Source organism: Palleronia pontilimi, from assembly GCF_016412875.1.
GTDB classification, from domain to species: Bacteria; Pseudomonadota; Alphaproteobacteria; order Rhodobacterales; family Rhodobacteraceae; genus Palleronia; species Palleronia pontilimi.
In genome coordinates this window covers 161,250-187,880 of the sequence record NZ_JAEKPD010000006.1, presented here as the reverse complement: position 1 = coordinate 187,880, position 26,631 = coordinate 161,250, and the positions used below count along the sequence as shown (strand labels likewise).

The window sequence follows — 26,631 nt, the reverse complement described above, 5'->3', positions numbered from 1 at the left end:
CATCCCAGCGATGCCGGAAGCGGTCCGTGGAAGCGACAGGCAACTTCAGAGGCAGGACGAGGCTTACCGATGCGTCCGCCAGAGAGAACGAGCGCTCATGGGGAAATTGTTCGAACTCTGCCGCAAACAAGAGTCGCTCCATAAGGCTTGGCGCAAGATTCGCGCGAACGGAGCCCGATCAAAAGCTGAAGAAACCCGCAGTGCGATCGAGGACTTCGAGCGCACTGCAAACAGGGACATATTGAGGATTCAGAGACGCCTTCGTGAGGGAACGTTTGAATTCGACCCGCAGAAAGGTGTCCTGAAGTCGAAAAGCAGCGGCGGCAAGCGCGGCATCGTCATGGCATCTGTCCACAACCGGATTGTTGAACGGGCGCTGCTCGATACCCTACAGGAAAAGGCTGAGATCGCGCGCGAAGCAGGACGTCAGCAGAGCAGCTTTGGCGGCGTTCCAGATCGTTCAGTCCCGCACGCTCTGAAATTTCTGAGTGATGCGTTCAAAAGTGATCATACATTCTTCGTGCGCTCGGACATCTCCGGGTTCTTCGATGGAATCCCTCGCAAGGTAGTTCTTGAACGTATCGCTCGTGACGTTGACGATGAGCGTTTCTTGAACTTGTTGGATGACGCCACCACGGTAACGCTCGGAAACGAGGAGGTTCTGGGAGAGGATCGATCCATATTCCCAACAGATAGCGAGGGTGTAGCCCAAGGGTCACCCTTGTCACCACTCTTTGGGAACATTCTCCTTCAGCCATTCGATCAAAAGTTCAATGATCGCGGCATTCTATGTGCACGCTTCATTGATGATTTCGTTTTGCTTGGACCGTCTGAAGCGAAGGTCCGAAGGCATTCCACAGCGCTCGGAAGTATCTCGCCGAGCATGGAATGCGATGTCATGACCCTTTCGCGGCGTCAGTCTCCGCCGAAAAAGCTCAGTATGGCCGAGTCGCCGATGGGTTCGATTTCCTCGGCTACAATTGTCGGCCGGGGCTCTGGCAGCCGTCGCGTCGAGCGCGCAAAGGAATTCTGGAGACCGTGGACGGCCATCTGTCTGCTGGTAGGAGGGCAATCGAGGAGGTGCGGAAGGCCGGAAATAGTTTTGCAGCTCGCCAGCGCTACGCTCAGAGCCTCGCCTTAGTCGACCGAGTTCTACGTGGGTGGGGCGAGTCGTTCTCATAAACGACAAGCGTTGAAACCATGGACGGTCTCGACATCAAGGTCGATGAAAAACTCGAGCATTTTCGGTCATGGTTTGCTCGACGGATGGAGACGGCCGATCGTAAGTCGAGGCGCCGTATGGGCGGCGTCGGCCTGTTGACCGACATTGAGCGGCGTGCGCTCGATGACGTGCCATTTCGGCTTGGTCCTGCCGGCTTGTTCCGGGCGTCTAAAGCCACCACTACCATCTCGACGGACGGGGCTCTTTATGCAGGACGACGGCAGCGCAAAAAAGAGCGTCACCCGGGTGGCTGGGCATTCATCATCCATGAGACGAACGAGGAGTTTGGAGGATATGAACGTTCTACGACCAACAATCGCATGGAACTGCAAGCTGTTATCGAGGCCCTACGCCACACGGCTGTCGGTGCGTCGGTGATAGTGAGGACCGACAGTCAATACGTCCATGATGCGGTGAACAAGGGGAAGACAATTAAACGGAACAGTGACCTGTGGAAGCTCTTCGAGGTCGAGGTTTCGAAGCGCAGCGTTCGCGTTCAGTGGGTGAAAGGCCATGCGGGCGATCAATACAATGAGCGGGCTGACAGGGTCGCCGGACGGTATGCCGAGCAGGCGCATATGATGGCTGAATTGGACTTGGTGCCAGCTACGGCCGATGACGTAAGTTCATAGAAACACTAACTTTAGTCTTTCTACCGTGGTGCGCCACGCCGGAGTAACCGGCTTGCATACCGTATTCTGATTCCCGAACATCCCCACCTCTTGAACCGCCTTATCCTCTGTCACGGTGCGATCCCACTCGACTGGAACAAAATATTCCGCTTTTTCGGGATCTTGGGCGAACTCCCGATGATAGGCAGCTTGAAGGACCTCAAGAGCTGGTCGGTCGTCGATGATAAAGTCCTTCGCAGGCACACGGCTCCCCTTGACCCGTCCAACTCCGACAAAGCCTTTCCCGGGGATTTCCGCCCAGATCCTATCTCCCTCGCTGAGCATGCGGAGTGAGTTGCTATACCATGTCCCGCCACCGCCAGAGACAAAGCCGTATCGCACGGCCTCGTCCCAGCTACGCGAGGCGCTTTCGCCAAAACTGACTTAGAATTCGCCGTTCCACGGTTCTTTCTCACCGCGCCTGCCGGTGCTCGCCGCTTGAACTTGAACGTCGCCAGGGTCGATCAACCAGGCGCGACTCAAGAGTTGGCTTTCGCCATGATCGAATACTTGGAAAAACAGGACGTTGATGGCGAGGCCGCGATCGTTGAGGTAGTTGACGATGCGTTCGCTGCTGGCATCCAAGGTTGCCGCAACGATGACGATTCCCGTCGCCTGCATAGCATGCTGATCGGGTCAGGTATCGTTCCGCAGGACGCGGGCGCCCACTTCGCCATCCCGGTGGACCTCGGACGGGCCGCGGCTGCGCGCGTAAGGCGGATCGTTAAGATGTCCCAGTTACCCGAGGTCCTGAATTGCACCAGACCCATGGTCGAGCAGTTGTGCAACGAACGGGTTCTGACGCCGGTCTACTAAGGAACTCCGGGTATCAACGGCAAGCTTCAGAAGGGGGCGGACGGGGATGAAATGGAGGCGCTGACCCGGTTGCTTGACGCGAACTCTACGTTGAAGGACGCGACTTCTGGCCTGGTGAAGATTTCGAAAGCTGCGGAGAAGGCAAAGATCCCCGGTGCCTGCGTCGTGCAACTGATCGCTGGCGGGTTTCTTCAGCACGTAGTTCGCATCGACGGAATTTCTGGTCTCGAAGGTCTAAGGGTCTGCCCGGCCGAGGTGAAAAAGGTCGCCAGCACGACCCTTATCGGGATGACAGCATCAGAGGCCTTCGCTGCCCTCAAACTGAACAAGGATGCGGGATGGGAACTCGTCGGCCGGCCGTGCGACGAGGTATCGTTGACCCCCTACATGGTGACGGGTGTCGGTTCCGATTTCACGATCGCCCGCTTCCTGCCGGAGAGTGTCGCAGCGTTCGGGGCGCGGTTCACCACCTTGGCTCATGCAGCTGACAAGCATGGAACTGGGGTCAAAGACCACCGGGGCTCGCTGAAGAAGATTGGCGTGAAGCCAGCAGTGCCGTGGAGCGATATCGGTGTCGAAATCTACCAAGTCTCGGATGTCGCCAAGGTTCTCCCCGCCTGATCCTTGGACCACAGATCGTAATTCACCAGATGCGCAAAAAAGGGCCGCCCTCCGGGGCGGCCCTTTTGTTTTGCTTTGTCGAAAAATCGAAAATATTGGGTTGGCGCGGAGAGAGTGGCTAACATTCGCTATCATAGTGGCCAAAACGGCGAGCCGCTCAATCTTTGGGGTTGTTATAAATCAATGGGTTATATGGCGCTCGGGGGCGGGAAGTGGCCAACAATCGCTTGCACTTACATTTCTCGCGGCTACCGATTAATGGCCAGCGGCTTGGCTGAAGCCGCGGGTCTTCATTGAAATGAGGTCAATTGGGCTTAGCGATCCGATTTCCCGAGGTTCCTGCCGTTCATTATTTTGACCTTGTCGAGAGAACGTTGAAGGGAAAGTGCGTGGTCGTCGGTGCTGCTGAAGAGAATTGGGCCGGTGTTCGGATGCAAAGAAGAAATCTGCCGAAGGCGTGATCTCATTCGGGGCGTTCGAAAGGGGTCGCCCGATTGAGTCCGCAGCGTCGTCTGCAAAGCGGATCCCTTCGCCAGTCGACCGAATGGAGGACTATCTCGGCATGTGAACCGACTGGTCTTCTTCGAACAATGTCAGGATCAGCTCGCGCAACCACTTCTGGCCCGGTTCCCGTTCGGTCCTGAGATCCCAGCACAAATCGAAGGAAAACACGACCTCGTCGAGCGGAAGCGGTGCCCATTTGAGGGTGGCGAGCCGGGGATCGAGGTCGAGCAACCGCGATGGCGCGATGGCGATCAGATCGGAGTTTGCCACGATGTCCGGGATGTCGAACCAGCTGGCCACCGTCATTTGCAGATCACGGCGCAAGCCGCGCGCCGACAGCACGTCCTCGATCACCGTCGTCCCCGTGGCCGATTGCGACAGCTTCACATGGGGCAGGGCCGCGTAGAGCTCTGCCGTCATGGGGTCGCCTGCACGGGGGTGGTCCTCGCGCATGAGCACGACGACCTCGTCCACGGCGAGCCTTTTGCTGCGGACCATTTCGGGCTGAAGGCGGCCGGGGGTCAGGCGCACCTGCATATCCACGCGGTCCCAGACACTTTCGGTCGAGATCGTGAAGGGCAGGATGTCGATGGAGACGCCCGGCGCCTCTTTTTCCAGTCGCCGCGCGAGCCGGGGCAGAAGAAAGCCCGAGACGTAATCCGCCACCTGGATCGTGAAGGTGCGCCTGGCCTTGCCCGGCTCGAACTGGTGCTGCTGCGATATGGCCGTCGAGATGAAGCCCAGGCCACGCTCGATATCGGCGCTCAACTCCCGGGCCCGGTCCGTTGGCTGCACGCCGTCGGCGGTGCGGAAGAACAGCTCGTCGTTCAGCATGATCCGCAAGCGGCTGAGCGCGTGGCTGACGGCCGACGGCGACAGGCCGACCTCTTCGGCCGCACCGGCGATCGAGCCGCGGTTCAGGATCGCGCGAAAGATCACCAGCAGGTTCAGGTCGAAATTGCGCAGGTTCACCATGCGGCCACCGTCACCGGAACCACGCGACGATGCTCAGCGTCACCGCCGGGACGAAGGCCACCAGCAACAGCACGGCGATCATGACCCCGAGCATCGGGAGCAGCGGGCGCGCGATCTGCCCGATCCTGAGCCCGCTGATCGCAGCGCCGACGAAGATCGTGTAGCCGAAGGGCGGTGTCGCCATGCCGATGGTGAAGTTGATCGCTATCATGGCGCCGAACTGCACCGGGTCCATTCCCAGCTGCTCGCCGATCGGGACTAGGAACGAGGCGAGGATGATCATCGCCGCCAGGTTGTCCATGATGCACCCGATGAAGAGCAGCGTCGCGTTCAGGACCAGAAGGTAGAGCGTCGGCATATCCGACAGGCCCGCGAGGGCATCGGTGACCCGCCCGGGGATCTGCTGAAAGGCCATGACCCAGCCGAAGCCGTTCGCCAGCGCAATGATGAACATCACGATCGTCATCGTCTTCAGCGAATTGCGCGTCACGGGGCCGATCGTGGCGAAGGTCAGCTCGCGGTAGATGCCGAAGCCGAGGATGAGGGCGAAGACCGCGGCGACGATGGCGGCCTCGGTCGGCGTGACGATGCCGCCATAGATCCCGCCGAGCACCACGACAGGCCCGCAAAGCGCCCATTTCGCGGCGTTGAACGCGTCCCAGACTTCGGCGCGACTGGCCTTGGGCTGCGGGGCGATGCCGTGTCGGCGCGCGTGAAGCCAGCACAGGCCCATGAGTCCGACCGCGAGCAAAAGGCCGGGAATGATCCCCGCAAGGAAGAGCTCGCTGATCGAGGTTTCGGACATCACCCCCCAAACCACCATCGGGATCGAAGGCGGAAGCATCGGCCCTATGATGCCGCCCGCGACGGCAAGGGCGGTGGCGAAGGGGCGGGAATAGCCGCGCTTTTCCATCTCGGGGATCATGATCGCGCCGATGGCGGCGGTGGTCGCGGGGGCGGAGCCGGACAGCGCGGCGAAGAAGGCCGCCGCCAGCACGGCGACCATGCCCAGCCCGCCGGTGCGGTGGCGCACGAGCACATCCGCGAAAGCCACCAAGCGGCGCGAGATCCCGCCCGCCGTCATCAAGTCCCCCGCCAGGATGAAGAACGGGATCGCCAGCAGGCTGAAGGATTGCGTGCCGGACACCATGCGCTGCGCGAAGATCATCATGTCGATATCCGCGGTCCAGAGCGCCAGGATGGTCGCGATCCCGATCGCCAGGGCCAAGGGGACCCGCATCACCAGCATCGTCGGCAGACCGACCGCCAGGGCCAGAACCGTCATGCTCATGCCGCTTCGGCCTTCGCCCGTTCGTCCTGCGGTGCGATCATCCGCGCCACGGCGTGCAGGATGAACAGGGCGCCGCAGACCGGCACCGAAAGATAAAGCACCTCGATGGGGACCTGCAGGGCGGCCGTCTTTTGTCCCGAGGTGCGCCCGACATACGCGATGCCCGCCGTCAGGGTGACCCAGCCGAACAGGCAGGCGAGGGCTGCGACCCAGCGGTCGGCCCAGATCTGCAGGCGCGGCCAGCCCGCCGGGATCGTCTCGATGGCGACGTGGAAGCCCTCGCGCAGTCCGACCGTGGCATAGAGCAGGACCAGCCAGGCGAAAAGGATGATCGCCAGCTCCTCGGTCCAGCTCGGCGGCGCGCCCACGAAATAGCGCATCAGGACCTGCGTGACGAGCAAAGCCAGCATGACGTAGATGATCGCGATGCAGATCGATGCCACGAGCCGCGAAATCACGCGGCTCGTGGTCGAAATCATCGAAGGGATACGATGCACCGGTCGGCTCTTACTCGGCCGCGACGGCGGCGAGCGCTTCGTTCAGCAGGTCGCTGCCGATCGACGGCTCGAACCGCTCGTAGACCGGCCCGACCCGGGCGCGGAAGGCGCCCACATCCTCGATATCGTTGATCTCCATCCCCTTGTCGGTCAGCGCCTGGATCACCTCGGCCTCGGCGGCGGCTACGGCGTCGCGCTGCGCTTCGATGGCGGCCTCGCCAGCATCGACCACGGCCTGCTGCACGTCGTCGGGCAGGCCCTGGAACGCGCGCTCGGACATCAGCAGGTGAATGGCCGAGTAGGTATGGCGGGTGAAGCTGAGATACTTCGTGACATCGGCGTAGTTGTTGGAATTGACCACCGACGCCGGGATCTCGAGCCCGTCGACCGTGCCCTGCTGCATCGCGGTGAAGACCTCGCCCCAGGCCATAGGGATCGGGCTGCCGCCCAGCGACGAGAACATCTCGATGAAGACGGGATTCTGCATCGTGCGATACTTCACGCCTTCGACATCTTCGGGCGTCCGCACGGGCCGGGTGTTGTTGATCATGTTGCGAAAGCCGCCTTCGGCCGCGCCCAGCGACACGACGCCGTGCTGGCGCAGGTTTTCGGCTAGCTGCTGGCCGACGGGGCCGTCCAGGACCTGGTGCGCCTGTCCGGCATCGCCGAACAGGAACGGCAGGTCCAGAAGCTGGTAGGTCGGCTCCAGGTTGGCGACGACGGCGTTGGTGATGATGCCAAGGTCTATGGTTCCGAATTGCAGCCCTTCCAGGATCTCCTTGTCGTCGCCCAGCTGACGGTTGGGAAACAGCGACACCTCGACTCGGTCCGGCAGGGCCGCCTCGATCTCGTCCTTGAACGCATGCGCGGCGATCGCATAGGGATCGGTCGGGCTATCGGCGGTCAGCCAGGCGAGCTTGAACTCGAATTCTGCGGCACTGGCCGCACCGGCCACCGACATGGTGGCGGCCGCGACAAGCGCGAACCTGCGAACGGAATTGTGTTTCATTGGTCTTCCTCCCTTGGAATGCCCCTGGCGTGCAATGTGTCCGCAGGGGCCGACTGCCCTGAGTCATAGCCGGTCCCAAAACGTGCAGATAGTGCATAAAAGGCAGCACCAGATGCAGGGCGTGCAGCTTGCGGCCTGAATCCGGTGCATCCGAAGGTGCGGATAATGCAGTTCCGCCACGTGCAGGAGGACGCTACCAAGGGGTCGAACCGGGACACCGATCAGACCTCAACGGCAGCCGAAGGATACGCGTCATGCACATGGAAGGCATCACCCCGGAACGACGTCAGCTTCCGGGCGGGCTTGTCTGGCCGGGCGGGCGCCGCATCGCGGTCGTCTTCAACGTGGCCTACGAAATGTGGTCGGATGGCGCGACGTCCGGGGTGGGGCCGATGGGCAACCTGCTGGGCGACGGCATCTTCGATCCGAACGCGGACTCCTACGGCCGCTACAACGCCGAAGCCGGAAGCCGCCGCCTGCTTGGCATCCTCGACCGCCACGGCCTGTCGGCGAGCGTCCTTACCTCCGGCAAGGTCGCGGAGCATCACCCCGACCACCTGAAAGCCGTCGCCGAAGCCGGGCACGACGTGGTGGCCCACGGCTACGCGCAGGACATGGTCGCGCCGACCCTTTCGGCCGTAGAGGACGACGCTTCGATCGCCGCGACCACCAGGCTGATCGAAGCATCGACCGGCGCGCGCCCCATGGGCTGGATCAGCCCGCGCGTCACGTCCTCGACGGAAAACCAAAGGCGGCTCGTGAAAGCGGGATATACGTGGCACGGCGACGCGCTGGACCAGGACCTGCCTTATGTCCAGGTCTTCCCGGAGGGAGAGATCCTGGCGATCCCCATGTCGGTCGAGTTCAACGATTTGCCGCATTCCATGCGCTTCGGGCGCACGCCGGGCCAGTTCGTGGAGCTGTTCGCCGAAGCCCTGGCGGGACTTCGACAACAGCCCGAAGAAACGATCATCTTGGACATCTTCGCCCATGGACATTGCTACGGCCGACCCGCGGCAGCCTGGGCGATCGACGAGATCGCCGGGATCTGCGGGCAGGCCGATGACCTCTGGGTCACCACCCGGGCGGCCATCGCCGACCATTGCGCCGCGGCGATCAAAGGCTCTTTCCGGGCGACCGCTTGAGGGGACTTGAGCCCCGCGGCGTCCATCACAGAGCGATCAGTCAGACTTGGTGCGAAGCGGCGCCGGTTCGTGCAGCGGGCCCTTTCGAGGTGAGCAAGCAGGCCAATGGCCACGGGTCTATCTCAAGGCGCTTCTGCAAAGATCGCCGAAGATGAAACCACGGCATTGCGTCTCGGACGCCGCGTCATCCGACCGATCACTCCGGGTGAATATCGCGGGGGCTGCACCCGGCATCGAGCACGACGGCCATCCAGTTCACGTCAAGTGCAAGGCCTTTTTCCGATAGCCACCTTTCCTGCAGCCGGTAGGCCGAAAGCTCCTGCGCGGCGGGGCAATACCAGTGATGCGGCGCCTGCCGGTGATGGGTAAGTTCGTGCAGCAACACGGCCACATCCACCGGATTGCGCGGGTCCCAAGGCTGCACCAACAGGATCTCGGACAGGTCCGGATCGTAAAGACCCCGAAGACGACCGCGCTGGAAACTTGCCGTCAGACCCTGCCGCGCCGCCGCCTGCCACTCGCTGACAAGGCGAACGCGCGGGACCGCGTCACGGCGTGGCCAATCCGTCCGCGCATCGAGCCAGTCGTCGAGCGATGAGACGAGCGTGACCATGCTGTCGGCGTGTTGCCATCCGGGCGCCGGCAGTCGCGATGCGCTCTCGGCATGCGCAAGTGTCGGGCAAAGGGCTATCAGGGCCGTGGCGAGTGCCACGGCTAGACGGGAGCGGTACATCATTCCCTCCGCTGCGTGATTTTGAGATTTGGTATCCTGATGCTACGCTGTTTCCGTTACGGCACCGAACGATCGCTTTTCAGGCTCGCGTGAGCTCAGTTCAGGCAGATAGATGGGACGCAAGCTTCCCCCCTTCGCAGCCGTCCGCGCCTTCGAGGCCACAGCGCGGCACCTGTCGGTCAAGGCCGCGGCGGGCGAGCTTTGCCTGACGCCATCGGCCGTCAGCCACCAGATCAAGGCGCTCGAGGGGTTCCTTGACACCCAGCTCTTCGAGCGTTCGGGCAACCGGATCGCGCTGACCCTCACGGGCGAGGCTTACGCCGGAAAGCTGACCTACCTGCTGGACGCCTTCACCGAAGAAACCGAACGCGTGCGCGCGGCGCCGCGCGTCTTGCGCGTTCTCTCGACGCCCGGCTTTGCCGCGCGCTGGCTGGTGCCGCGCTTGCCCAAGCTCGACTTCGCCCGCGACATCCGGCTGCGGGTCTCGAACGGCGCCCCCTCGCTTGATTTCGCCACGAACGACGCCGATATCGTCATCCAATGGTCCGACCGCCCGACGCCCGGCTTGCTGGTCGAGCCGCTGATGGCCTCGGCCCGGTATCCGGTGATCTCTCCGGCGTTGCGGGCGCGCGAAGACGTGCGGCACCCGAAGGATCTGCTGCGCCTCACGCTTTTCTACGATGAGACGGACGATGCCTGGGCCGACTGGTTCGCCGGGGCGGGCCTTGCCGGTGCGGACCTGCCGCCCGGGCCGACTTACCCCAATTGCGAGCTTGCGACGACCATGGTCGAGCAGCATCAGGGCGTGTCGCTGGCCTACGATGCGGTGGTGCGCGGCACGATCGCTTCGGGCCGATTGCAGCGCCTTTTCGACGTGACGACGCGGCCCATGGCGATCTACGCGATCGCCTGTCCGGAAGCCCGTGCGGACGACGCGCGGATCGCCGCATTCCGACACTGGTTGCGCTCGGAAGCCGAGGCCGACGAGGTCACGCCAGAGCAACTGTCCCAAGCCGCGGAGTGACGGCTAAAGAAGTCGCCCGACGGCGCAATTCCGAACGCGCAGTCGCGGCGAACGGCGGCATCACCTCGGCTCACGGATCGCAGCTATGGGCCGGTGTCGATGATCGATTCCGGCTATCCCAAAGAGCGCCCGGTCGGCTAGGCTTCGGCGTCTTGGATGGGGCGGAGGGCTGAAGGTGAACGTCAAACTGGATTTCAGCGGCAAGACCGTCGTCGTGGTCGGCGGGACGAGCGGCATCAACCGCGGGATCGCGGAAAGCTTCGCCCGCGCGGGCGCCGCGGTGGCGGTCGCCAGCCGGTCCCAGGCCAAGGTGGACGACACGATCGTCGCCCTTCAGGAAGCGGGCGCGGCAAAGGCGATCGGTCGCGCCTTCGACGTGCGGGATCCGGCCCTGGTCTCGGATGGCCTGGCATGGTTCGCGGCAGAGCTCGGAACGATCGATGTGCTCGTGTCCGGGGCGGCGGGAAACTTCCCCGCCTTGGCCGCCGACATGTCGGTGAATGCGTTCAAGACGGTCGTGGATATCGACCTCATGGGCACGATCCACGTCCTGAAGGCCGCGTATCCTTTCATGTCGCGACCGGGCGGCAGCATCATCAACATCTCTGCCCCGCAGGCGTTTCTTCCCTACGAAGGCCAGGCGCATGTCTGCGCGGCGAAAGCGGGCGTCGACATGATCACCCGGAGCCTGTCGCTTGAATGGTCGCCGGAAGGCATCCGCATCAACTCGGTCGTGCCGGGCTATATCGAGGACACGGAAGGCGCGCGGCGACTGGCGCCGACGCAGGATGCCCTGGAGATGGTGCGCCGCAATATTCCACTGGGGCGCCTGGGCACCAAGGACGATGTCGCCAATGCCTGTCTCTTCCTGGCCTCGGACCTTGCGACATACATTTCGGGACAAATCCTCTCGGTGGACGGGGCCCTGTATCAGCGCGGATCGGGTCAGCTCGGCCAGATGATCGGCGATATGCTCCGGGCCGCCAGACCAGCTGGCGAGATCGAGGGCTGAGGCAGCAGGTGTCGGGTGTTCTCTGGGGTGCATGATCTTCGAGGCTGACGAATAGAGCGACGCATTCCGCCGACCACCATCCTCGGCTCGGGACCGCGACGTTTTGAGCTGCACGCATCCGCTCAACGACGGGCCGCAGCACTTCGAATGGGTTTTGCTGGCCGCAGCGTTTTCTCGCACTTGCATCAGGCATTCGCGCGATTGAATGCTCATTAATGTGGCATGTGCGGAAGTCGTCGGCAGTGCGCGACTGACAAGCTTGATGCAGCAGGTCGTCCACCTGTCTGGATGGAAATGCAGGGTGTTTAGGGTTCCGCCGCATTGCGGGTCAGGTCCAAGAAACACCACCCGGCCGGCAAATTCCGGTTAGGCACACGGCGGGGCAAAATCCCGGGAGACGCACTGCGCAGGTTTGACCCGCACCAACCTCCTGTTCCGCCCGCGGATCCGACCTGACAGACATGACCATCGGGCGGGACGCTGACCAACGGGGATGCCCTATGACCAGAGCCAAGTACCTTGCCGCCGCCGCCATCGGATTGGCCACCGCCACCGCGTCGCCCGCCTTCGCCCAAGAGAAAACTGACTTCTCCATCGCCTGGTCGATCTATGTCGGCTGGATGCCGTGGGGGTATCTGGACGAGTCCGGCATCATGGACAAGTGGGCCGAGAAGTACGGCATCACCGTCGATATCGTTCAGATCAACGACTATGTCGAATCCATCAACCAGTACACCGCAGGGGCATTCGACGGCGTCTCGGCCACCAACATGGACACGCTGTCGATCCCGGCCGGTGGTGGCGTCGACACAACCGCGCTGATCATCGGCGACTTCTCCAATGGCAACGACGCGGTGATCGCGTCCGGCGACACGACGCTCGAAGACCTCGCGGGCACGTCTGTCAACCTCGTGGAACTATCGGTCTCTCACTACTTGCTGGCCCGCGCGCTGGATACGGTCGGCCTGTCCGAGCGCGATCTTGCTGGCATCGTGAACACGTCCGACGCGGACATGATCGCGGCCTTTGCCAGCGATGATGTGGACACCGTCGTGACATGGAACCCGCTGGTGTCGGAAATCCTGGCATCGAACCCCGATGCGACGACCTTGTTCGACAGTTCGCAAATCCCCGGAGAAATCCTGGACCTGATGGTCGTGAACACCGAAACCCTGGACGCCAACCCCGATTTCGGACGCGCGCTGGTCGGCGCATGGTACGAAGTGATGGGTCTGATGGCAGCGGGTGACGAGGAAGTTCTGACCGCGATGGCCGAAGCGTCCGGTACGGATCTGGCAGGCTACCAGTCGCAACTCGACGCGACCGAGATGTTCTACGCGCCCGCGGATGGTGTGGCGCAGGCCAAAAGCGCGGAGCTGCCCGACACGATGGTAAACATCGCCGAGTTCCTGTTCGACAAGGGCATCCTTGGCGTCGGCGCGCCGTCGGCGGATTTCATCGGGATCGAATATCCCGACGGGACGATCACCGGCGACGAGGGCAACGTCAAGTTTCGCTTCGATGCCAGCTTCATGCAGATGGCCGCCGAAGGCGATCTGTAGTGACCACCGCCCGGTCCCGCCGGTGCGGGGCCGGGCCTGATCCCCGGCATCGGAGCCCGAGATGCGCTTGATCAATCGACGTCCCGATCGGCCCACCGCTGTGCTTCTGGCGGCTCTGCCCTTTGTCGCCGTCATCATCGCCTACTGGATCGGGTCGGAAATCCGGCTGAGCGCCAACCCCTCGGACAAGCTGTTGCCCGCACCGGAAACCATCGCCGCGACCGCCAAGCAGCTGTTCACCGAAGGTGACCGCCGCACTGGAGAGATCCTGCTCTGGTCCGACACCTGGGCCAGCCTGCGGCGCCTGGGTATCGGGGTGGCCATCGCTGCCGCACTGGCAACCTTTCTTGGCGTGTTGATCGGGATGCTGCCCTACGCGCGACGCACCCTGTCCGATTTCGTCGCCGTGCTGTCCATGGTGCCGCCGCTGGCGCTGCTGCCGATCCTGTTCATCGTGTTCGGCCTGGGAGAGACCTCGAAGGTCGTCCTGATCGTGGTGGGCATCACGCCCTTCATCACCCGTGACCTCAGCCAACGCGTGCTCGACATTCCCCACGAAGAAATCGTCAAGGCGCAGACCCTTGGTGCATCGACCGCGGTCATCGCCCTGCGCGTCGTGCTGCCGAAGATCATTCCGCGCCTGATCCAGTCGGTGCGCCTGTCGCTGGGGGCCGCGTGGCTGTTCCTGATCGCGGCCGAGGCGGTCGCGGCGGATTCGGGGCTGGGCTACCGCATCTTCCTTGTCCGCCGGTATCTCGCGATGGATATCATCCTGACCTACGTCATCTGGATCACGCTGCTCGCCTTCCTGATCGATTGGGCGCTGAAGGCCATCTCTCGCGCCGCCTTCCCTTGGCTGGAGGAAGGGCTGTGAGCTTCGTGGAAGTCACCGACGTCTGGCAAAGCTACGGCCAGCGGTCGATCATCGAGCGCGTCAACCTGGACGTGACCGAGGGCGAGTTCGTCTCGATCGTCGGGGCTTCGGGCTGCGGGAAATCCACCTTCCTGCGCCTGCTGCTGGCCGACGAGACGCCCAGTCGCGGAGAGATCCGCATCGATGGCGGCGACCCTGCCCGCGAGCCGGGACGCGAGCGTGGCGTGGTCTTTCAGAAGTATTCCGTCTTTCCGCACATGACCGTGCGCGACAACATCGTCGCCGCCGAAAGCTTCCCGAGCGGTCTGGGACGCTTCTTCGGCTCGAAGTTGCGCGCCGCCCGCGAACGCGCGGACGAGACGCTGGATCGCATCGGTTTGGGCCATGTCGCCAAACAATATCCCGCAACGCTGTCGGGCGGGATGCAGCAGCGCCTTGCCATCGGCCAGGCGCTGACGGCACGGCCCCGTATCCTGTTGCTGGACGAGCCCTTCGGTGCGCTGGATCCCGGGACACGGATCGCCATGCACGACTTCCTGACCGACTTGCGGGCCGAGACGAAGATGACCGTCTTCATGGTCACTCACGATCTGAGCGAGGGCTTCAAACTGGGGGACCGCGTCCTGGTCTTCGACAAGCCGCGCTGGGATCCCCACGCGCCCGAGGCCTTCGGCGCCACGGTCACCTATGATTTCGATGCCCGCGACGGCGGTATGCCCTTCCAGCACATCCTCGACTGGTACCCCTCGCTGGCCGCGCATTGAGAGCTCCCTCCTGCGCGCCGCCGGGCCCCGCGCAGACAGGTTTGCCAAGGCCCGTACAGACCGCCCCGTGTATTGGGGCACATAAGGGAGACAGTGATGTTCTCTGATCTTAGCCGCGCCGAAGCGCGCTCTCGCCATCCACGCGATATGGCTGACCGATTGTCGGCCCGTGACCGTCGTGACCACCATCCCGACCTGACCAAGCTGGGTGGCTGGAAGGCCATGCAGAAGGAAGGAGAGCTTCCCGAAGGCCGTTGGGACGAAGAGCGCCGCTGGGCGCTGCGCATGGGCCTGACGGGTGCCGACAGCATCGACGACAAGTCCATCCCCACCTTCGCGCGCGGCGAGCTGCCGCATTACGCGGGCATCAACACGTTCCTCAAGGCGCCCTACGCCGAGGACGTGCAGGAGGTCGCCCATTACGACGCGACCGTCTTGGGCATACCGTTCGACGGCGGCACGACCTACCGCGCCGGCACCCGATTCGGCCCGCAGGGCGTGCGCAAGATCAGCGCCCTCTACACGCCATATAACTACGAGACCGGCGTCGATCTGCGCGAGCAGATGACCCTGTGCGACGCCGGCGACGTGTTCACCATCCCGGCCAACATCGAAAAGAGCTTCGACCAGATCAGCCGGGCGGTCAGCCACGTGTTTTCATCCGGCAGCCTGCCGATCATGATCGGCGGCGACCATTCGATCGGCTTTCCATGCCTGCGCGGCATCGCGGAATGCACCTCGAAGAAGATCGGGATCGTGCATTTCGACCGCCACGCCGACATCCAGGAAAAGGACCTGGACGAGCGCATGCACACGACCCCGTGGTTCCATGCGACGAACATGCCGAACGTGTCGCCCAAGAACCTGGTCCAGGTCGGCATCGGTGGCTGGCAGGTCCCGCGAGAGGCCGTGAAGGTCGCCCGAGAGCGCAACACCAACATCATCACCATGTCCGACATGGAAGCGATGGGTATCCACAAGACCGCCGAGATGGCGCTGGAAATGGCATGGGACGGCGTGGACATGGTCTATATGTCCTTCGATATCGACAGCATCGACTGTGGCTTCGTGCCGGGCACCGGCTGGCCCGAACCGGGCGGCTTTCTTCCGCGCGAGGCGCTTGCGCTGGCATCCATGGTCGCGGCGGAAGGCATCTGCGGCATGGAGCTGGTCGAGGTCAGCCCGCCCTACGATCAGTCCGAGATCACGGCCCTGATGGGCACGCGGGTGATCGTCGACGTCCTGGGATCGCTGGTCTCGCATGGCAAGCTTGGCGCGCACAAACGCCATATCGACAAGCCGGTGGCCATTCCCCGCGGTGATTTCGAAGGCAAGCGCTGGTCGAATCCCGAACCTCACAAGATCGGATAGCGCCATGCCCCATGACCACGCCCCGCACGACCATCACCACCATCCGCATGACCATAATCATCCTCACGACGCCGATCACCTGCACAGCCACATGCACACCGAAGACGTGGCCGCAGACCTGCAGGTTCTGGCGACCCAGTTCATCGACGGGTTCGTTCAGGCCAAGGACAAGACCAGCTACCTCAAGCTGGCCGGTGTCCCGTTCGAGCGACCGGGGCAGGGCGGCAAGACCGCGCTGAAGCTGGTGGACGTGGAACTGACGACCGACTGGCAGGTGGGCACCGCGTCGCCCAGCTTCGGGTCGCGAGAGCTGTCCTACCTGCCGTTCCCCGGGGAGATGGTCCAAGAACGCACCAACATGGCGCTGATCTACGTGTCGATGGACGAGAAATCGTCACTCGACCTGCGCGACTTCCTGACAACCCGAAAGAAAGAGATCGACTCATGAAGACCACGACCCTCTTCGCCCTGTCCCTGCTGACCGCCGGTCCCGCGCTGGCACACACCGCAAGCCTGCCGCACGCCCACGCGGATGCGCACGCCTGGCCTGTCCTGACCGCGTGCGGACTGATTGCAATGGCAGCCGTCGTCTACGCCAAGAGCAAGTCCGCCAAATAGACAACGCAAACGCGCGGTAGCTGCCGGGCTACCCTGCCAGATGCGGCCTGCAGGCTCCCCACCGATATGTCGCAGACGCGGGTTCGGCATCTACAAGACGACCATTGCGCCGATGGATCACTTCCATCGGCGCAATGGTCAGAGAACATGTAACGCGGGTCGGCCTCTGGGCGGGGGTCCCATTCCCGCAGGCAGAGCCGTGAGACGCGCTTGATTACACGGATGCCACGCCCCGTCTTGCCGTTCATCGAACCGGCACAGGCATGGACATCCGAGACTTGTCGCCTTTGCCGCGGGCGAAGAGAGCACCCTTGCGGCGCATGCAAATCGAGCTTCCGACGAGCGGTAATTCATCGTTCGACAAGTTCGAACCTGTGCTTTCAGTGAGAGCGGGTCGATCGGCCCTTACCCATCACGAAAAGGGCTGAAATCAGTTCCCGACAAAAAAAGTAAGAATTGACGTTCAGCACGGAGGCTCGTACACGAGGGGCCAGTGGACCAAGCATGAGAAGCAAGCCATGAGCGAAACACCGAACCAACGTCCGCGCCTTGTGAATGCGCGCCGGGTCTCGACACTGACTGGCGTAGCGGCCTTGACCGCCGCAGGGGTCATCGCCGCGACCGGGGCCTACGCCGAAGGTGAAGGCGAATCCGCGGAACGTGAAACGACGATCTCTGCCGAAGGCGAGGGCGAAGGTCACAGCGTCGCAGCGGAAACCGCTTCTGGCGAGGGCGAAGGAGAAGGCGGCGCACCCGCCGATCCCGACGTCGCGCTTCTGACCGGACTTGCCTTCATGGAGGGGCATGTGCGCGCGGGACTCGCACTTTACGAATTGGGCGATCTGGCCGCGGCCAAGACCCATATGGGCCATCCGATCGAAGAGAAATACGAAGCCGTCGAGGAGGCGCTGGAACAATCCGGCCACGCACAGCTCGAGGATCAGATCGCCGCACTTGCCGCCGCAACCGAGGCCGAGGCCGATCTGTCCGAGGTTCGGGCGCGATTCGGCGAGATGCGCGAGACGATGCAGGTCGTCCGCGCCAGCTATCCCGCCGCCACGCAGGTGGAAAGCCTTGTGGCGCTGACCCGCATCGCCGGCGAGGAATACAGCGCCGCTTTCGGCGACGATCAATCCATCACCGATCTGCATGAATACCAGGACAGCTGGGGCTTCCTGCGGGCGGTCGAAGCCGAAGCCCAGCAAATGGCCGAAGGTGACGACGCGGCGCTGGCCAAGGTTGCCCAAACCCTGCTCGACCAGGTGGCCGTGACCGGTGCCGTCTACGGCGATCTGCAAGGCGAAGGCAGTTTCGATGCAGATGCCGAAGTGATCTACGGTGCGGCGGCGCGCATGGAGCTGGCCGCGCTGACACTGGGGCACGCCGAAACCCCCGCTGAAGGCGAAGGCGAGGGCGAAGGCGAATAAGCCATGGCGATCGTCATCTCCAATGTGCTTGGTAACGACGCGTTGGCGACCCTTCGGGATGCCGCCGACGCGCTCGACTACGAAGACGGGCGAAAGACGGCCGGTCGCTATGCCCGGGACGTCAAGGCAAATCTCCAGGCCCGGAAGTCGCCCGAGCTGGAAGCAATCTTCGAAAAGGTCCGCAAGACGCTCGATGGCCACGAGCTCGTCCGCTCGGTTGCGCGTCCGCGGCATTATGCGCGGATGCTGCTGTCGCGCTATCGCGGCGGCATGACCTACGGCACGCACGTGGACGATCCGGTAATGAACGGTCTTCGCACCGATTTGTCCTTCACTCTCTCCCTCACGGACCCGGACAGCTATTCCGGTGGAGAGCTGGTGCTCGAAGACGCCCTTGAAGACCGCGCCATCAAGCTTCAGGCCGGCGACATGATCCTTTATTCGACATCCGCGCTGCACCGGGTTGAACCCGTCACGCACGGAGAGCGCGTCGCCATTGTTGGCTGGATCACCAGCTGGGTGCGCGATCCCGCACGGCGCGAGACGCTGCACGATCTCGATGTGGCGGCGCGCCTGCTGCATGACGCCACCGGCAAGACCCCGGCTTTCGACCGCGTTTTCAAGGCAAAGGCCAACCTGTCGCGAATGTGGTATGACGATTGAGCTCAAGCGCATGGCCAGGTGGATCTTGGCACCGGTGTCGATCCGCACTTTCAGTAACGGCGCACTCTTCTGCTCGGACGAAACACATCCAACCGGTGTGGGATCGGTATAGCTTCTCCCGATCTGTCCCCACCGAGTGGTCCAACTTGATGGTCGGTGCATCTTTGGCCGCTGGTCGACGGTCACGATGCTCTCCGGCGCCGGGGGCCTGTAGTCCAGGGCGCTGTGAGGTCGGACGGTATTGTAAGGGCGTCGCCACCGCTCGATGAGGATCCGGACCTCGCGGGGCGAGCAGAAGGCTCCTCCGTCGAGCAGCCCGTTGCGGAACCGATCGTTGAAGCTTTCGCAGGAGCCGTTTTCCCAAGGTGACCCGGCTCGGTGGAAGTGGTCTTCGCCCCCACGGCCTCGATCCCCCCCGCATCTTAAGCATGTCGAATTCGGGGCCGTTGTCGGACCGAATGACCTCGGGCGGCCCGCGCAGGATGAAGAGATCCGTCAGAGCCTCGACCATGTCGGTGGAGTTGAGCTTCCTGTCGACGCGGATCATGCGCTGCCCGGCAGACCGCCCAACCGCGTCGCGGGGGACGTGGGTGCGAAGAGAAACCGACGAAAACTCGGGCGCACCTACTTCGTACAAAATGCGCGGCCACTGACGTCGAAAGTGGAGAATTCCGCTTTTGCGGACGAGGTGAAGTCCCCACGTCCTCGACGGTTCACCAGGTCTTCACCCCGAACGATATGAACCAGTTGGTGAAGCACCGCGACGTGCAGACGGGAGGATGACCGCTTGAAGAGCGGCTATCCCATTGGCAGGGAGGGATTTTTTGCTGTTTATGGCTGGGGTGGTAGGATTCGAACCTACGATACACGGTACCAAAAACCGATGCCTTACCGCTTGGCTACACCCCAACGCGAGGGTGGTTTTAGGCAGGGGGGGCGGGGGACGCAAGGCCATATCCGCCCCATGGCGGTGAAAAATCATTCGGTTTCTGCGGTGTCGCTCAGCAGGTCTTCGCCCTTGGGTCCGGCCCGTTCGGCGTCGATCAGGTTGGACAGATCGTGTTCTTCGCGCACATCCACGGTGGCCGGGGGCGTCGCGGCGGGCGCAGGTGCCGAGACGGGGGGCGCAGCTTTGGGGGCGCCCGAGTCTTCAAGGCGGATGCGGTAGGTGGTGTCGGGGATCGCGGCGCCTGCGGCCTCGACCGCGTCCTTGACGGCGCGAAGTGCCTCGCCCCGGGCGCGCAGAAGCGCCGTGTCGCGCTGGTCGATCCAGCCCGTCAGCGTGAAGATCACGCCGCCTTCCGTGATGTCGTCGATCCAGACGTCCACCGCTGGCGTGTCGAGGATGAAGGGCAGGGCGCGCAGCGTGTCGTCCATCAGCTTGCGCACCGCGGCCAGGTCGCAATCGGGCTCGACCCCCAGCCGGAACAGGAACCGCCGCTCGGGGTTCGAGCTGTAGTTCACGATGCGCCCCTTGAAGACGGTGGCGTTCGGGATGCGCACGTGGTTGCCGTCGAAATCCAGCAGGATCGTGGCGCGGCTGGTCAGGCGGATGACGCGGCCCTCGTGTCCTTCGATCATCACCGCATCGTTGGGGCGGAACGGCTGGCGCATGGAAAGCATGATCGAGGCGATGAAATTCTCGACCGTGTCGCGCACGGCGAAACCGATCGCCAGTCCCACCAGGCCCGCCGCCCCCAGGATCGTCCCCAGAAGCGCCGTGGCCCCCAGGATATCCAGCGCCAGCACGATGCCCGCCAGGATGAAGGCCAGCCGCAGAAGCTGGCGATAGATGTCCGCGATGAAGGCATTGGGAGCGATCCGCTGCCAGAACCGGATCCGGCGCGCGAGGAAAAATCCCAGCGCCGACACCGCCAGCGCGGCCAGCACCGCCACCAACACCAGCGGCAGGTAGTTCAACGCCTGCGACAAGCGCGCGCCCAGCCGTTCCGCGGCCGGGTTCAGCCGTTTGTCCAGGTCGGTCGAGGTCGTGATGCGGTTCTCGACGGCGGTGACACCTTCGATGGGGGTGACCAAGTCTTCGATCCGTTGTGCCGCGGCCGGATCGACGACTTCGCCCTGCAGGATCACGACCCCCGAGCGGACCGTGACCTGCACGTCGCCATAACCCTCGAGCTCGTTCAGAAGTGTTTGGATCTGCTGCCACAACGCGGCGTCCTGAACGACGCCTCGGTCATCCTGACCGGCAACCGGGCCGTCTTCGACGTCCTGTGCGGCGATGGGCCCGGACGGGGCCAGCAACAGGATCAGGGCCAGAAGGCCGCAGGCGAGCACACGCAACATGGCGCAATCCTTAGCCGTCCCGGGCGGTGCCGCAAGGGCCCCCTAGCCCGAGACCTGTTCGCGCAGGATCGACGCGGTCAGCGACAGCAGCAGGTAGAGCCCCGCGAAGACCAGGAAGGCCAGCAACGTGTTCTCGAACGATCGCGGATAGGCGGGCGCGTCCGGCACCACCGGCGTCACGCCCAGCGACAGGTAGCGTGTCTGGCGATTGGCTTCGAGGCGCGCGGTTTCCAATTGCTGCAGCGCCTGCTGCATCAGCGCGGTGCGGGTTTCCAGGTCCGTCTCGGCGATTCGCAGCTGGGCCGAGATACGCGCCAGCGACGCGGCATCGCCCGTCCCGTTGGTCATTTGCGAGCGCAGATCGTCCACCACGGCCTGCAGCCTGCGGATTTCGCCTTCGACCCCGTTCAGCCGCGCCTGGTTCGGACGGCGGTTGGACAGGATCGTTTCGCGCTCGAGCTGCTTTTCGCGCAGCTGGGTTTCGAAGGTGGTGATCTGGCCCATGACCGACCCGCTTTCGGCTGCCGGATCCAGAACGCCCAGCTGTTCCTGCAGCGTCAGGACGCGGTCCTGGGCGGCGAGCATCTTGGCCTCGGCCTCGTCGAAGCTGGCGCGGGCGTCGTTCATCTGGTCGCCGCGCAGGCGCTGGGTCAGGTTGTCCACCCGCTCTTCAGCGTAGTCGATCAGGCGGCGCGAATACTCGGCGCTGACTTCGGGGTCGGCGGCGATGACCTCCATCTTGACGATGCCCTCGGTCGGATCGTAGCCGATCTCGACCACGTCCTGGTAAAGATCGTAGGTCCGCTCCATCGACGCGCCTTTGGGCAGACGCTGGATCGGATCGATGTGATCCTGGCTGAAATGGGTCTTGAAGCCCGCATCCTCGTCCAGCCGCAGCATGGCATCGCGCGACGTCAGATAGCTTTGCACCGCGATCGAATCCTGCGACGTGGCGAAGCCCGTGCCCGAGAATAGCCCGCCCAGACCGCCGCCCGCCTGGGCTTCGGCTTGCTGGATCACGAATTCGGTCTTGGTGGCGTACATGGGGGTCGCCACGGCGTAGAAATACCAGCCCGCGATCAGCGTGGGCAGCAGCACGAAGACAGACAGCCGCGCGCCCAGAAGCGCCAGCCGCCTGCGGCGCCGCCGGGCGATGTCGCGCTGGATCTCGTTGATCTGGGCGATCCGCTCGCCTGCGTGGCGCGGCGGCTTCGACACCTCGGTGCTGGGCACCTGGGCCTTGGCGACCGTCTGGGGCAATTGCACGCGGCCCCCCTGCACCGGGGCGGCGGACTTGTCGGACGTGGCGGCTGGCCGTGCGGCGTCGGGGACGACCAGTTCGAGCATGGTGGCCCGCTCGAACGGGTCGATGCCGCGCTTTCGCAGCTGGCGCACCGCGTCGAAATCCGACGTGACCGCGATCTCGTGCTTCTGGGCCAGCCTGCGGGCCATGCGCAGCTGGCGTCCGGTCAGGCCTTCCTTGCGGATCGCCGCCATGTCGGATTCGGCGCTGAGCTGAGAGTGCCCGGCGATATCGGGGTTCAGCGCGGCGGGCGCGGTGGCCGTCTTGCGGACCGCGTCGGCACTGGGAAAGGCGGGCCGCGCGGGCGCGCCGGTTTCGGGCGCGGGCTTGGCTGCGGCGTTCGCAGCCGTGGCCGCGACCTGGGCGGCACCGGCAAGGGGGCTGGATTTGCGAATCCGAAACTTCTTAGCTTTGGGTTTCGTAGTCATAAAGACGCTTCGCCTCTTCCAGGGTGTCGAACAGGTGCAGCTGACCGTTCATCAGGACCGCCGCCGAGCGGCAGAATTTTTCAAGCGTTTCGGCCTGGTGGCTGACGATGACGATCGTGGCCTGCTCCAGCCGCTCGCGCAGGATCTGGCCCGCCTTCTGGTTGAAGGCCACGTCCGTGGTCGACGGCATGCCTTCGTCGATCAGGTAGATGTCGAAGTCCAGTGCCAGCAGCAGCGCGAAGCTGAGCCGGGCGCGCATGCCCGACGAATAGGTGCCCACCGGCTGGTCGAAATACTCGCCCAGGTCGCACAGCCACCGGCAGAAGGCTTCCAGGTAGTCGGGGTCGATGCCGTAGAGCTTGGCGATGAAGCGCGCGTTCTCGGTGGCCGACAGCTTGTTGATGACACCGCCCATGAAGCCCAGCGGGAACGAGATCCGGCTGGTGCGGCGGATTTCCCCGTCATCGGGCTTTTCGAGCCCGGCCATCATGTTGATCAGCGTCGTCTTGCCGGTCCCGTTCGGTGCCAGGATCCCCAGCGAGTTGCCCAGATCGACACGGAACGACGCCCCCTCAAGGATGACCTTGCGCTGGGTGCCCGTCCAGAATGACTTCGATACGTTATCGAATTCGATCATTGTCCTGTCTCGACGACTGCTGCTCTGGCCCCAGCCTTATCACGACCCGGTTGGCAGACCCCTAATGCGGGATTGCGGCGTTAGTATGATAGGAATTGTGGGCAATGCCAAGAAATCCCTGTGCGCTGACGCGCGGCGTCGCGGCCGACCTCGCCCCGAGCGCAGGGCGGGTTAGATCCAACGCGATGACCGATCTGCCCGACAGGCTGTCCGCCTGCACCATCTGCGCCCAGCGCTTCGCCGAAACCGCGACCGCGCACGAGCCCAACCCGGTCGTGTGGTTCCGGAAGGGCGCGCGCGTGCTCATCGCAAGCCAGGCGCCGGGGATGCGGGTCCACAAGGCCAACACGCCGTTCTGGGACCAGTCGGGCAAGCGGCTGCGCGACTGGCTGGGGATGGACGAGCCCACGTTCTACGACCGCGACCGCGTGGCGATCGTGCCCATGGCGTTCTGCTTTCCCGGCTACGACGCGAAGGGATCGGACCTGCCGCCCCCGCCGGTCTGCGCGCGGACCTGGCGCGATGCGGCCCTTGCCCATGTGGGCCAGGTGGACCTGACGGTGCTGATCGGCGGCCACGCGCAGAAATGGCACCTGGGCGGCAAGCGCGGGGTGACCGAAACCGTTGCCGCGTGGCGCGATCATGCGCCGCGGGTCTTTCCCTTGCCCCATCCGAGCTGGCGCAATACCGCATGGATCAAGCGCAACCCGTGGTTCGAAGCCGACCTTCTGCCCGCCCTGCGCGCCCGTGTGACCGAGGTGCTGGAATGACCCCGCTGGACGATGCCCATGCCGCGATGGAAGCCGCGCCCGACGATGACGCGGCGCGGCTGCGCTTCTACGAACGGCTGGCCGATGGCGAGCTTTTCCTTCTGCTGACGCGCGAACCCGAGGGCGACGCGCTGGACCCGCGCCTGTTCGAAACCTCGCAGGGCGCGTTCGTGCTGGTGTTCGACCGGGCCGAACGGCTGGCCGATTTCGCTGACGGGCAGGCGCCCTTCGCGGCCCTGTCGGGGCGGATCCTGGCGGCGATGCTGGACGGGAAGGGGATCGGGCTGGCGCTGAACCCCGGCGTCGCGCCGTCGTCCTTCCTGGTGCCTTCGGACGCGGTGGCCTGGCTGGCCGAGACGCTGGGCCAGGGCCCCGACGAGATCGAGGCGCGCCCGACCGAACTGCATCCGCCGGGCGATCTGCCCGAGCGGTTGCTGACGGCGCTGGACGCGAAGCTCGCCACCGCCACCGGCCTGGCGCGCATGGCCTATCTCGTGTGGGCGAGCTACGAGACCGGCGTGCGGTCGCATATGCTCGCCGTCATCGACCCGGCCTTCGGGGCCGAGCGGGCCCTGGCCCGCGCGGTGCGCGAGGCGCTGGTGTTCTCGGGGCTGGAAGCAGGCGCCCTGGACGTGGCATTTTTCGACGCGTCCGACGCCATGGCCGCGCGGCTGGCGAAGGTCGGGTTGCGCTTCGATATCCCCAAATTCGAGGCCGCCCAGCCGGTCGCGCCGGGATCGGACCCCGACGCACCGCCCAAGCTACGCTGATCGCGCGCCGGGTGGCGGGCCGCGGGCCGGGATATTTGCAAGAACAAAGATGGGGCAGGGGCGCTCAGTAACCGGCGTCGCGATCGACCAGATGCAAAAGCGGCTCGCCGTGCTCGGCGCGGCGGATGTTCTCGACGATGACGCGGGCGCAGCTTTCGGGGCGCGAAACGGACGCGATATGCGGCGTCACGGTGACCCGGGGATGGTGCCAGAACGGGTGATGCGCGGGCAGCGGCTCGGTCCGGAAGGTGTCGAGCGTGGCGTGCGACAGGTGGCCCGCGTCAAGCGCCGACAGCAGCGCCGCATCGTCGATCAGGGCACCGCGCCCGGGATTGATCAGGACCGCGCCTGCGGGCATCTGGGCCAGCCTCGTGGCGTCGATCAGGGTGTCGGTTGCGGGCGTGTGCGGCAGCAGAAGGACGCTGATTTCGCTGTCGTGCAGGGCCTGGTTCAACCCGGCCGACCCGTGGAAGGCCCGGATGCCGGGCAGCGTCTTGTCGGTGCGACTCCACCCGGCGACGTCGAAATTCAGGCCCGCCAGGGCTTCGGCGCAGGCCGCGCCCAGCGCGCCCAGTCCCAGGATCGTCACCCGCCGGTCGCGCGCCAGGGGCGGCGGAACCGGGTCCCAGTCGCCCGGCGCGCGGCCGATATGAGCGTCGAGACCCATGTGGTGCCGCAGGACATGGGCGGTGACGTAATCGATCATGCCTTCGGTCAGGCTGGGATCGACCATCCGGGCAAGGGGCACGGTGAGGGTCGGGTTGTCGACCACGTCCTCGACCCCCGCCCAGAGGTTCAGGACCGCCTTGAGGCGGGTGAAGGGCGTGAAATCCTGCAATCCGCCATTGGGCGCATAGACGATGTAGTCGACGGCCTGGGGCGGGTGATCTTTGGCCAGGTCGATCGGCAGTCCGGCGTCGCGTGCCGCTTGCAGAAGCGGGGCGCGGGTTTCGTCCCAGCGCTCGGGCTTGGCGGAAAACAGGACCCGCGGGCGGCTCATGCGGCGGGGCCTTCGGGCATCAGCGCGTCGTCGATCTGGTCGGCGCGGCGCTTCGCGGGCCGGTCCTTGAGCCCCGCCCAATAGGCCGCGAAGGCCGGGCGCGGCTCGATCGTGCCGAATTGCAGGCCCCACCCGATCTGCGAGCCCAGATACACATCCGCCGCGCTGAAGCTGTCGCCCGCGACGAAGCCCTTTCCGGCGACTGCCTGTTCGAGCGCGTCCATCACCCGCGCGTAATTGCCGTAGCCGATCTGGCGCTCGCGTCCCTCGGGCATCTGCAGTCCCAGGCCCTTGTGCATCACCGCGTATTCCAGGGTCGAGGCGGCGAAGAACAGCCAGCGGTAGTAATCGGCCCGCTCGGCAAGGGGTGGGGCAAGGCCCGCTTCGGGGAAGGCGTCGGCCAGGTAGGCGCAGATCGCCGCGGCCTCGGTCACGACGCGGTCGCCGTGGATCAGCGTCGGCACCTTGCCCAGCGGATTGGCGGCCAGCAGCACCTCGGGACGCGGATCGTCGAAGACCACCAGGTGCGTGTCGTAATCGCAGCCGACCTCTTCGAGCATCCAGCGCACGATCCGGCCGCGCGACATGGGGGACGTGTAGAAACGCAGATACGACATGGC

General features: G+C 64.4%; 27 protein-coding genes, 1 tRNA gene, 2 pseudogenes and 1 riboswitch. Of the genes and pseudogenes, 16 read left to right on the top strand and 14 right to left on the bottom strand.

Translation table 11 applies throughout. From position 1 onward, the window contains the following. Both ILP92_RS07100 and ILP92_RS07095 read left to right on the top strand, forming a co-directional pair. A partial coding sequence (locus ILP92_RS07100) for a reverse transcriptase domain-containing protein (protein WP_214649975.1) occupies positions 1 to 1,141 on the top strand: 1,141 nt, incomplete at its 5' end. Positions 1,142 to 1,200: 59 nt separating this feature from the next. After that, entirely contained in the window at positions 1,201 to 1,854 is a 654-nt protein-coding gene (locus ILP92_RS07095; RefSeq protein ID WP_198915673.1) for a ribonuclease H family protein, read from the top strand. Here ILP92_RS07095 and ILP92_RS18950 read toward each other — a convergent pair. Together ILP92_RS18950 and ILP92_RS07085 are read right to left on the bottom strand one after the other, a co-directional pair. Beyond that, a pseudogene (locus ILP92_RS18950) lies at positions 1,849 to 2,265 on the bottom strand (DUF8606 domain-containing protein); the annotation flags it as partial. The gene ILP92_RS07095 and the pseudogene ILP92_RS18950 overlap by 6 nt on opposite strands. Before the next feature lie 12 nt (positions 2,266 to 2,277). After that, entirely contained in the window at positions 2,278 to 2,514 is a 237-nt protein-coding gene (locus tag ILP92_RS07085) for a hypothetical protein (protein ID WP_198915671.1), read from the bottom strand. Positions 2,515 to 2,760: 246 nt separating this feature from the next. On the opposite strand from ILP92_RS07085, the gene ILP92_RS07080 reads away from it, so the two are divergent. Further along, complete coding sequence (locus ILP92_RS07080) at positions 2,761 to 3,330, top strand: hypothetical protein (protein WP_198915670.1); 570 nt, start codon at positions 2,761 to 2,763, stop codon at positions 3,328 to 3,330. A 552-nt stretch (positions 3,331 to 3,882) separates the two neighbouring features. Here ILP92_RS07080 and ILP92_RS07075 read toward each other — a convergent pair. The 4 genes from ILP92_RS07075 to ILP92_RS07060 are packed head-to-tail and all read right to left on the bottom strand — an operon-like array spanning position 3,883 to position 7,606. Further along, a complete protein-coding gene (locus ILP92_RS07075; protein ID WP_198915669.1) occupies positions 3,883 to 4,809 on the bottom strand; it encodes a LysR family transcriptional regulator in 927 nt (308 codons plus the stop codon). Positions 4,810 to 4,819: 10 nt separating this feature from the next. Then, the gene (locus tag ILP92_RS07070; protein WP_198915668.1) at positions 4,820 to 6,100 is read right to left on the bottom strand and encodes a TRAP transporter large permease; all 1,281 of its coding nucleotides are present in this window, start codon (positions 6,098 to 6,100) and stop codon (positions 4,820 to 4,822) included. Then, positions 6,097 to 6,579: a TRAP transporter small permease gene (locus ILP92_RS07065; RefSeq protein WP_198915667.1), complete on the bottom strand. Its 483-nt coding sequence runs from the start codon at positions 6,577 to 6,579 to the stop codon at positions 6,097 to 6,099. The genes ILP92_RS07070 and ILP92_RS07065 overlap by 4 nt, the downstream gene beginning before the upstream one ends. Before the next feature lie 28 nt (positions 6,580 to 6,607). Further along, complete coding sequence (locus ILP92_RS07060) at positions 6,608 to 7,606, bottom strand: TRAP transporter substrate-binding protein (protein WP_214649974.1); 999 nt, start codon at positions 7,604 to 7,606, stop codon at positions 6,608 to 6,610. Between the two features lie 254 nt (positions 7,607 to 7,860). Between ILP92_RS07060 and ILP92_RS07055 the strand changes: the two genes are divergently transcribed. Continuing rightward, entirely contained in the window at positions 7,861 to 8,751 is an 891-nt protein-coding gene (locus ILP92_RS07055; RefSeq protein ID WP_214649973.1) for a polysaccharide deacetylase family protein, read from the top strand. A gap of 196 nt (positions 8,752 to 8,947) precedes the next feature. Here the strand turns inward: ILP92_RS07055 and ILP92_RS07050 are convergent, their stop codons facing one another. Beyond that, complete coding sequence (locus ILP92_RS07050; protein WP_235971197.1) at positions 8,948 to 9,487, bottom strand: DUF6647 family protein; 540 nt, start codon at positions 9,485 to 9,487, stop codon at positions 8,948 to 8,950. A gap of 109 nt (positions 9,488 to 9,596) precedes the next feature. Between ILP92_RS07050 and ILP92_RS07045 the strand changes: the two genes are divergently transcribed. The 10 genes from ILP92_RS07045 to ILP92_RS07000 all read left to right on the top strand — a co-directional run bounded on the left by ILP92_RS07045 (position 9,597) and on the right by ILP92_RS07000 (position 18,799). Continuing rightward, entirely contained in the window at positions 9,597 to 10,508 is a 912-nt protein-coding gene (locus ILP92_RS07045; protein WP_198915666.1) for a LysR substrate-binding domain-containing protein, read from the top strand. A 175-nt stretch (positions 10,509 to 10,683) separates the two neighbouring features. Then, positions 10,684 to 11,520, top strand: coding sequence for an SDR family oxidoreductase (locus ILP92_RS07040; RefSeq protein WP_438361549.1), 837 nt, complete (start codon positions 10,684 to 10,686; stop codon positions 11,518 to 11,520). Positions 11,521 to 11,814: 294 nt separating this feature from the next. Next, positions 11,815 to 11,919, top strand: a riboswitch (guanidine-I (ykkC/yxkD leader). A gap of 101 nt (positions 11,920 to 12,020) precedes the next feature. Then, complete coding sequence (locus ILP92_RS07035; protein WP_198915665.1) at positions 12,021 to 13,082, top strand: putative urea ABC transporter substrate-binding protein; 1,062 nt, start codon at positions 12,021 to 12,023, stop codon at positions 13,080 to 13,082. Between the two features lie 61 nt (positions 13,083 to 13,143). After that, on the top strand, positions 13,144 to 13,956 hold the full coding sequence (locus ILP92_RS07030; protein ID WP_198915664.1) for an ABC transporter permease: 813 nt from the start codon (positions 13,144 to 13,146) through the stop codon (positions 13,954 to 13,956). Next, positions 13,953 to 14,720: an ABC transporter ATP-binding protein gene (locus ILP92_RS07025; protein WP_198915663.1), complete on the top strand. Its 768-nt coding sequence runs from the start codon at positions 13,953 to 13,955 to the stop codon at positions 14,718 to 14,720. The genes ILP92_RS07030 and ILP92_RS07025 overlap by 4 nt, the downstream gene beginning before the upstream one ends. Positions 14,721 to 14,816: 96 nt before the next feature. Beyond that, positions 14,817 to 16,091 carry an agmatinase family protein gene (locus ILP92_RS07020; protein WP_214649971.1) on the top strand — a complete coding sequence of 425 codons (1,275 nt, stop codon included), beginning with the start codon at positions 14,817 to 14,819 and terminating at the stop codon, positions 16,089 to 16,091. A 4-nt stretch (positions 16,092 to 16,095) separates the two neighbouring features. Then, positions 16,096 to 16,539, top strand: a complete 444-nt coding sequence (locus tag ILP92_RS07015; protein ID WP_198915662.1) for a hypothetical protein — start codon at positions 16,096 to 16,098, stop codon at positions 16,537 to 16,539. Then, positions 16,536 to 16,709, top strand: coding sequence for a hypothetical protein (locus ILP92_RS07010; RefSeq protein ID WP_198915661.1), 174 nt, complete (start codon positions 16,536 to 16,538; stop codon positions 16,707 to 16,709). Before ILP92_RS07015 ends, ILP92_RS07010 begins: the two co-directional genes overlap by 4 nt. A 518-nt stretch (positions 16,710 to 17,227) precedes the next feature. After that, positions 17,228 to 18,136 (top strand): hypothetical protein, encoded by a 909-nt coding sequence (locus ILP92_RS07005; protein ID WP_198915660.1) that lies wholly within the window; start codon positions 17,228 to 17,230, stop codon positions 18,134 to 18,136. A gap of 3 nt (positions 18,137 to 18,139) precedes the next feature. After that, positions 18,140 to 18,799 carry a Fe2+-dependent dioxygenase gene (locus ILP92_RS07000; protein WP_198915659.1) on the top strand — a complete coding sequence of 220 codons (660 nt, stop codon included), beginning with the start codon at positions 18,140 to 18,142 and terminating at the stop codon, positions 18,797 to 18,799. Between the two features lie 186 nt (positions 18,800 to 18,985). Here ILP92_RS07000 and ILP92_RS18445 read toward each other — a convergent pair. From ILP92_RS18445 to ILP92_RS06975, 5 genes and pseudogenes are all read right to left on the bottom strand, one after another. Further along, a pseudogene (locus ILP92_RS18445) lies at positions 18,986 to 19,343 on the bottom strand (integrase core domain-containing protein); the annotation flags it as partial. Positions 19,344 to 19,633: 290 nt separating this feature from the next. Continuing rightward, positions 19,634 to 19,708: transfer RNA gene (locus tag ILP92_RS06990), tRNA-Gln, on the bottom strand. A gap of 69 nt (positions 19,709 to 19,777) precedes the next feature. Then, positions 19,778 to 21,103 carry a mechanosensitive ion channel family protein gene (locus tag ILP92_RS06985; RefSeq protein WP_198915658.1) on the bottom strand — a complete coding sequence of 442 codons (1,326 nt, stop codon included), beginning with the start codon at positions 21,101 to 21,103 and terminating at the stop codon, positions 19,778 to 19,780. A 42-nt stretch (positions 21,104 to 21,145) separates the two neighbouring features. Further along, the gene (locus ILP92_RS06980; protein WP_198915657.1) at positions 21,146 to 22,834 is read right to left on the bottom strand and encodes a KpsE/RkpR family capsule polysaccharide export protein; all 1,689 of its coding nucleotides are present in this window, start codon (positions 22,832 to 22,834) and stop codon (positions 21,146 to 21,148) included. After that, positions 22,812 to 23,471: an ABC transporter ATP-binding protein gene (locus ILP92_RS06975; RefSeq protein ID WP_198915656.1), complete on the bottom strand. Its 660-nt coding sequence runs from the start codon at positions 23,469 to 23,471 to the stop codon at positions 22,812 to 22,814. Before ILP92_RS06975 ends, ILP92_RS06980 begins: the two co-directional genes overlap by 23 nt. 185 nt (positions 23,472 to 23,656) lie before the next feature. Between ILP92_RS06975 and ILP92_RS06970 the strand changes: the two genes are divergently transcribed. Together ILP92_RS06970 and ILP92_RS06965 are read left to right on the top strand one after the other, a co-directional pair. Then, positions 23,657 to 24,241, top strand: a complete 585-nt coding sequence (locus ILP92_RS06970) for a uracil-DNA glycosylase family protein (protein WP_198915655.1) — start codon at positions 23,657 to 23,659, stop codon at positions 24,239 to 24,241. Beyond that, positions 24,238 to 25,011 (top strand): SseB family protein, encoded by a 774-nt coding sequence (locus tag ILP92_RS06965; RefSeq protein WP_198915654.1) that lies wholly within the window; start codon positions 24,238 to 24,240, stop codon positions 25,009 to 25,011. Before ILP92_RS06970 ends, ILP92_RS06965 begins: the two co-directional genes overlap by 4 nt. 64 nt (positions 25,012 to 25,075) lie before the next feature. On the opposite strand, the gene ILP92_RS06960 is transcribed toward ILP92_RS06965, so the two are convergent. Further along, positions 25,076 to 26,011 carry a 2-hydroxyacid dehydrogenase gene (locus tag ILP92_RS06960; protein ID WP_198915653.1) on the bottom strand — a complete coding sequence of 312 codons (936 nt, stop codon included), beginning with the start codon at positions 26,009 to 26,011 and terminating at the stop codon, positions 25,076 to 25,078. Next, positions 26,008 to 26,628 (bottom strand): glutathione S-transferase family protein, encoded by a 621-nt coding sequence (locus tag ILP92_RS06955; protein ID WP_198915652.1) that lies wholly within the window; start codon positions 26,626 to 26,628, stop codon positions 26,008 to 26,010. The genes ILP92_RS06960 and ILP92_RS06955 overlap by 4 nt, the downstream gene beginning before the upstream one ends. Positions 26,629 to 26,631: the final 3 nt, after the last annotated feature.

What these genes read in the sequence shown, in the direction of transcription:
- ILP92_RS07095 (WP_198915673.1), top strand. Translation starts at nt 1,201, where the DNA reads ATGGACGGTCTCGACATCAAGGTCGATGAAAAACTCGAGCATTTTCGG.
- ILP92_RS07085 (WP_198915671.1), bottom strand. Translation starts at nt 2,514, where the DNA reads ATGCAGGCGACGGGAATCGTCATCGTTGCGGCAACCTTGGATGCCAGC.
- ILP92_RS07080 (WP_198915670.1), top strand. Translation starts at nt 2,761, where the DNA reads ATGGAGGCGCTGACCCGGTTGCTTGACGCGAACTCTACGTTGAAGGAC.
- ILP92_RS07075 (WP_198915669.1), bottom strand. Translation starts at nt 4,809, where the DNA reads ATGGTGAACCTGCGCAATTTCGACCTGAACCTGCTGGTGATCTTTCGC.
- ILP92_RS07070 (WP_198915668.1), bottom strand. Translation starts at nt 6,100, where the DNA reads ATGAGCATGACGGTTCTGGCCCTGGCGGTCGGTCTGCCGACGATGCTG.
- ILP92_RS07065 (WP_198915667.1), bottom strand. Translation starts at nt 6,579, where the DNA reads ATGATTTCGACCACGAGCCGCGTGATTTCGCGGCTCGTGGCATCGATC.
- ILP92_RS07060 (WP_214649974.1), bottom strand. Translation starts at nt 7,606, where the DNA reads ATGAAACACAATTCCGTTCGCAGGTTCGCGCTTGTCGCGGCCGCCACC.
- ILP92_RS07055 (WP_214649973.1), top strand. Translation starts at nt 7,861, where the DNA reads ATGCACATGGAAGGCATCACCCCGGAACGACGTCAGCTTCCGGGCGGG.
- ILP92_RS07050 (WP_235971197.1), bottom strand. Translation starts at nt 9,487, where the DNA reads ATGATGTACCGCTCCCGTCTAGCCGTGGCACTCGCCACGGCCCTGATA.
- ILP92_RS07045 (WP_198915666.1), top strand. Translation starts at nt 9,597, where the DNA reads ATGGGACGCAAGCTTCCCCCCTTCGCAGCCGTCCGCGCCTTCGAGGCC.
- ILP92_RS07035 (WP_198915665.1), top strand. Translation starts at nt 12,021, where the DNA reads ATGACCAGAGCCAAGTACCTTGCCGCCGCCGCCATCGGATTGGCCACC.
- ILP92_RS07030 (WP_198915664.1), top strand. Translation starts at nt 13,144, where the DNA reads ATGCGCTTGATCAATCGACGTCCCGATCGGCCCACCGCTGTGCTTCTG.
- ILP92_RS07020 (WP_214649971.1), top strand. Translation starts at nt 14,817, where the DNA reads ATGTTCTCTGATCTTAGCCGCGCCGAAGCGCGCTCTCGCCATCCACGC.
- ILP92_RS07015 (WP_198915662.1), top strand. Translation starts at nt 16,096, where the DNA reads ATGCCCCATGACCACGCCCCGCACGACCATCACCACCATCCGCATGAC.
- ILP92_RS07010 (WP_198915661.1), top strand. Translation starts at nt 16,536, where the DNA reads ATGAAGACCACGACCCTCTTCGCCCTGTCCCTGCTGACCGCCGGTCCC.
- ILP92_RS07005 (WP_198915660.1), top strand. Translation starts at nt 17,228, where the DNA reads ATGAGCGAAACACCGAACCAACGTCCGCGCCTTGTGAATGCGCGCCGG.
- ILP92_RS07000 (WP_198915659.1), top strand. Translation starts at nt 18,140, where the DNA reads ATGGCGATCGTCATCTCCAATGTGCTTGGTAACGACGCGTTGGCGACC.
- ILP92_RS06985 (WP_198915658.1), bottom strand. Translation starts at nt 21,103, where the DNA reads ATGTTGCGTGTGCTCGCCTGCGGCCTTCTGGCCCTGATCCTGTTGCTG.
- ILP92_RS06980 (WP_198915657.1), bottom strand. Translation starts at nt 22,834, where the DNA reads ATGACTACGAAACCCAAAGCTAAGAAGTTTCGGATTCGCAAATCCAGC.
- ILP92_RS06975 (WP_198915656.1), bottom strand. Translation starts at nt 23,471, where the DNA reads ATGATCGAATTCGATAACGTATCGAAGTCATTCTGGACGGGCACCCAG.
- ILP92_RS06970 (WP_198915655.1), top strand. Translation starts at nt 23,657, where the DNA reads ATGACCGATCTGCCCGACAGGCTGTCCGCCTGCACCATCTGCGCCCAG.
- ILP92_RS06965 (WP_198915654.1), top strand. Translation starts at nt 24,238, where the DNA reads ATGACCCCGCTGGACGATGCCCATGCCGCGATGGAAGCCGCGCCCGAC.
- ILP92_RS06960 (WP_198915653.1), bottom strand. Translation starts at nt 26,011, where the DNA reads ATGAGCCGCCCGCGGGTCCTGTTTTCCGCCAAGCCCGAGCGCTGGGAC.
- ILP92_RS06955 (WP_198915652.1), bottom strand. Translation starts at nt 26,628, where the DNA reads ATGTCGTATCTGCGTTTCTACACGTCCCCCATGTCGCGCGGCCGGATC.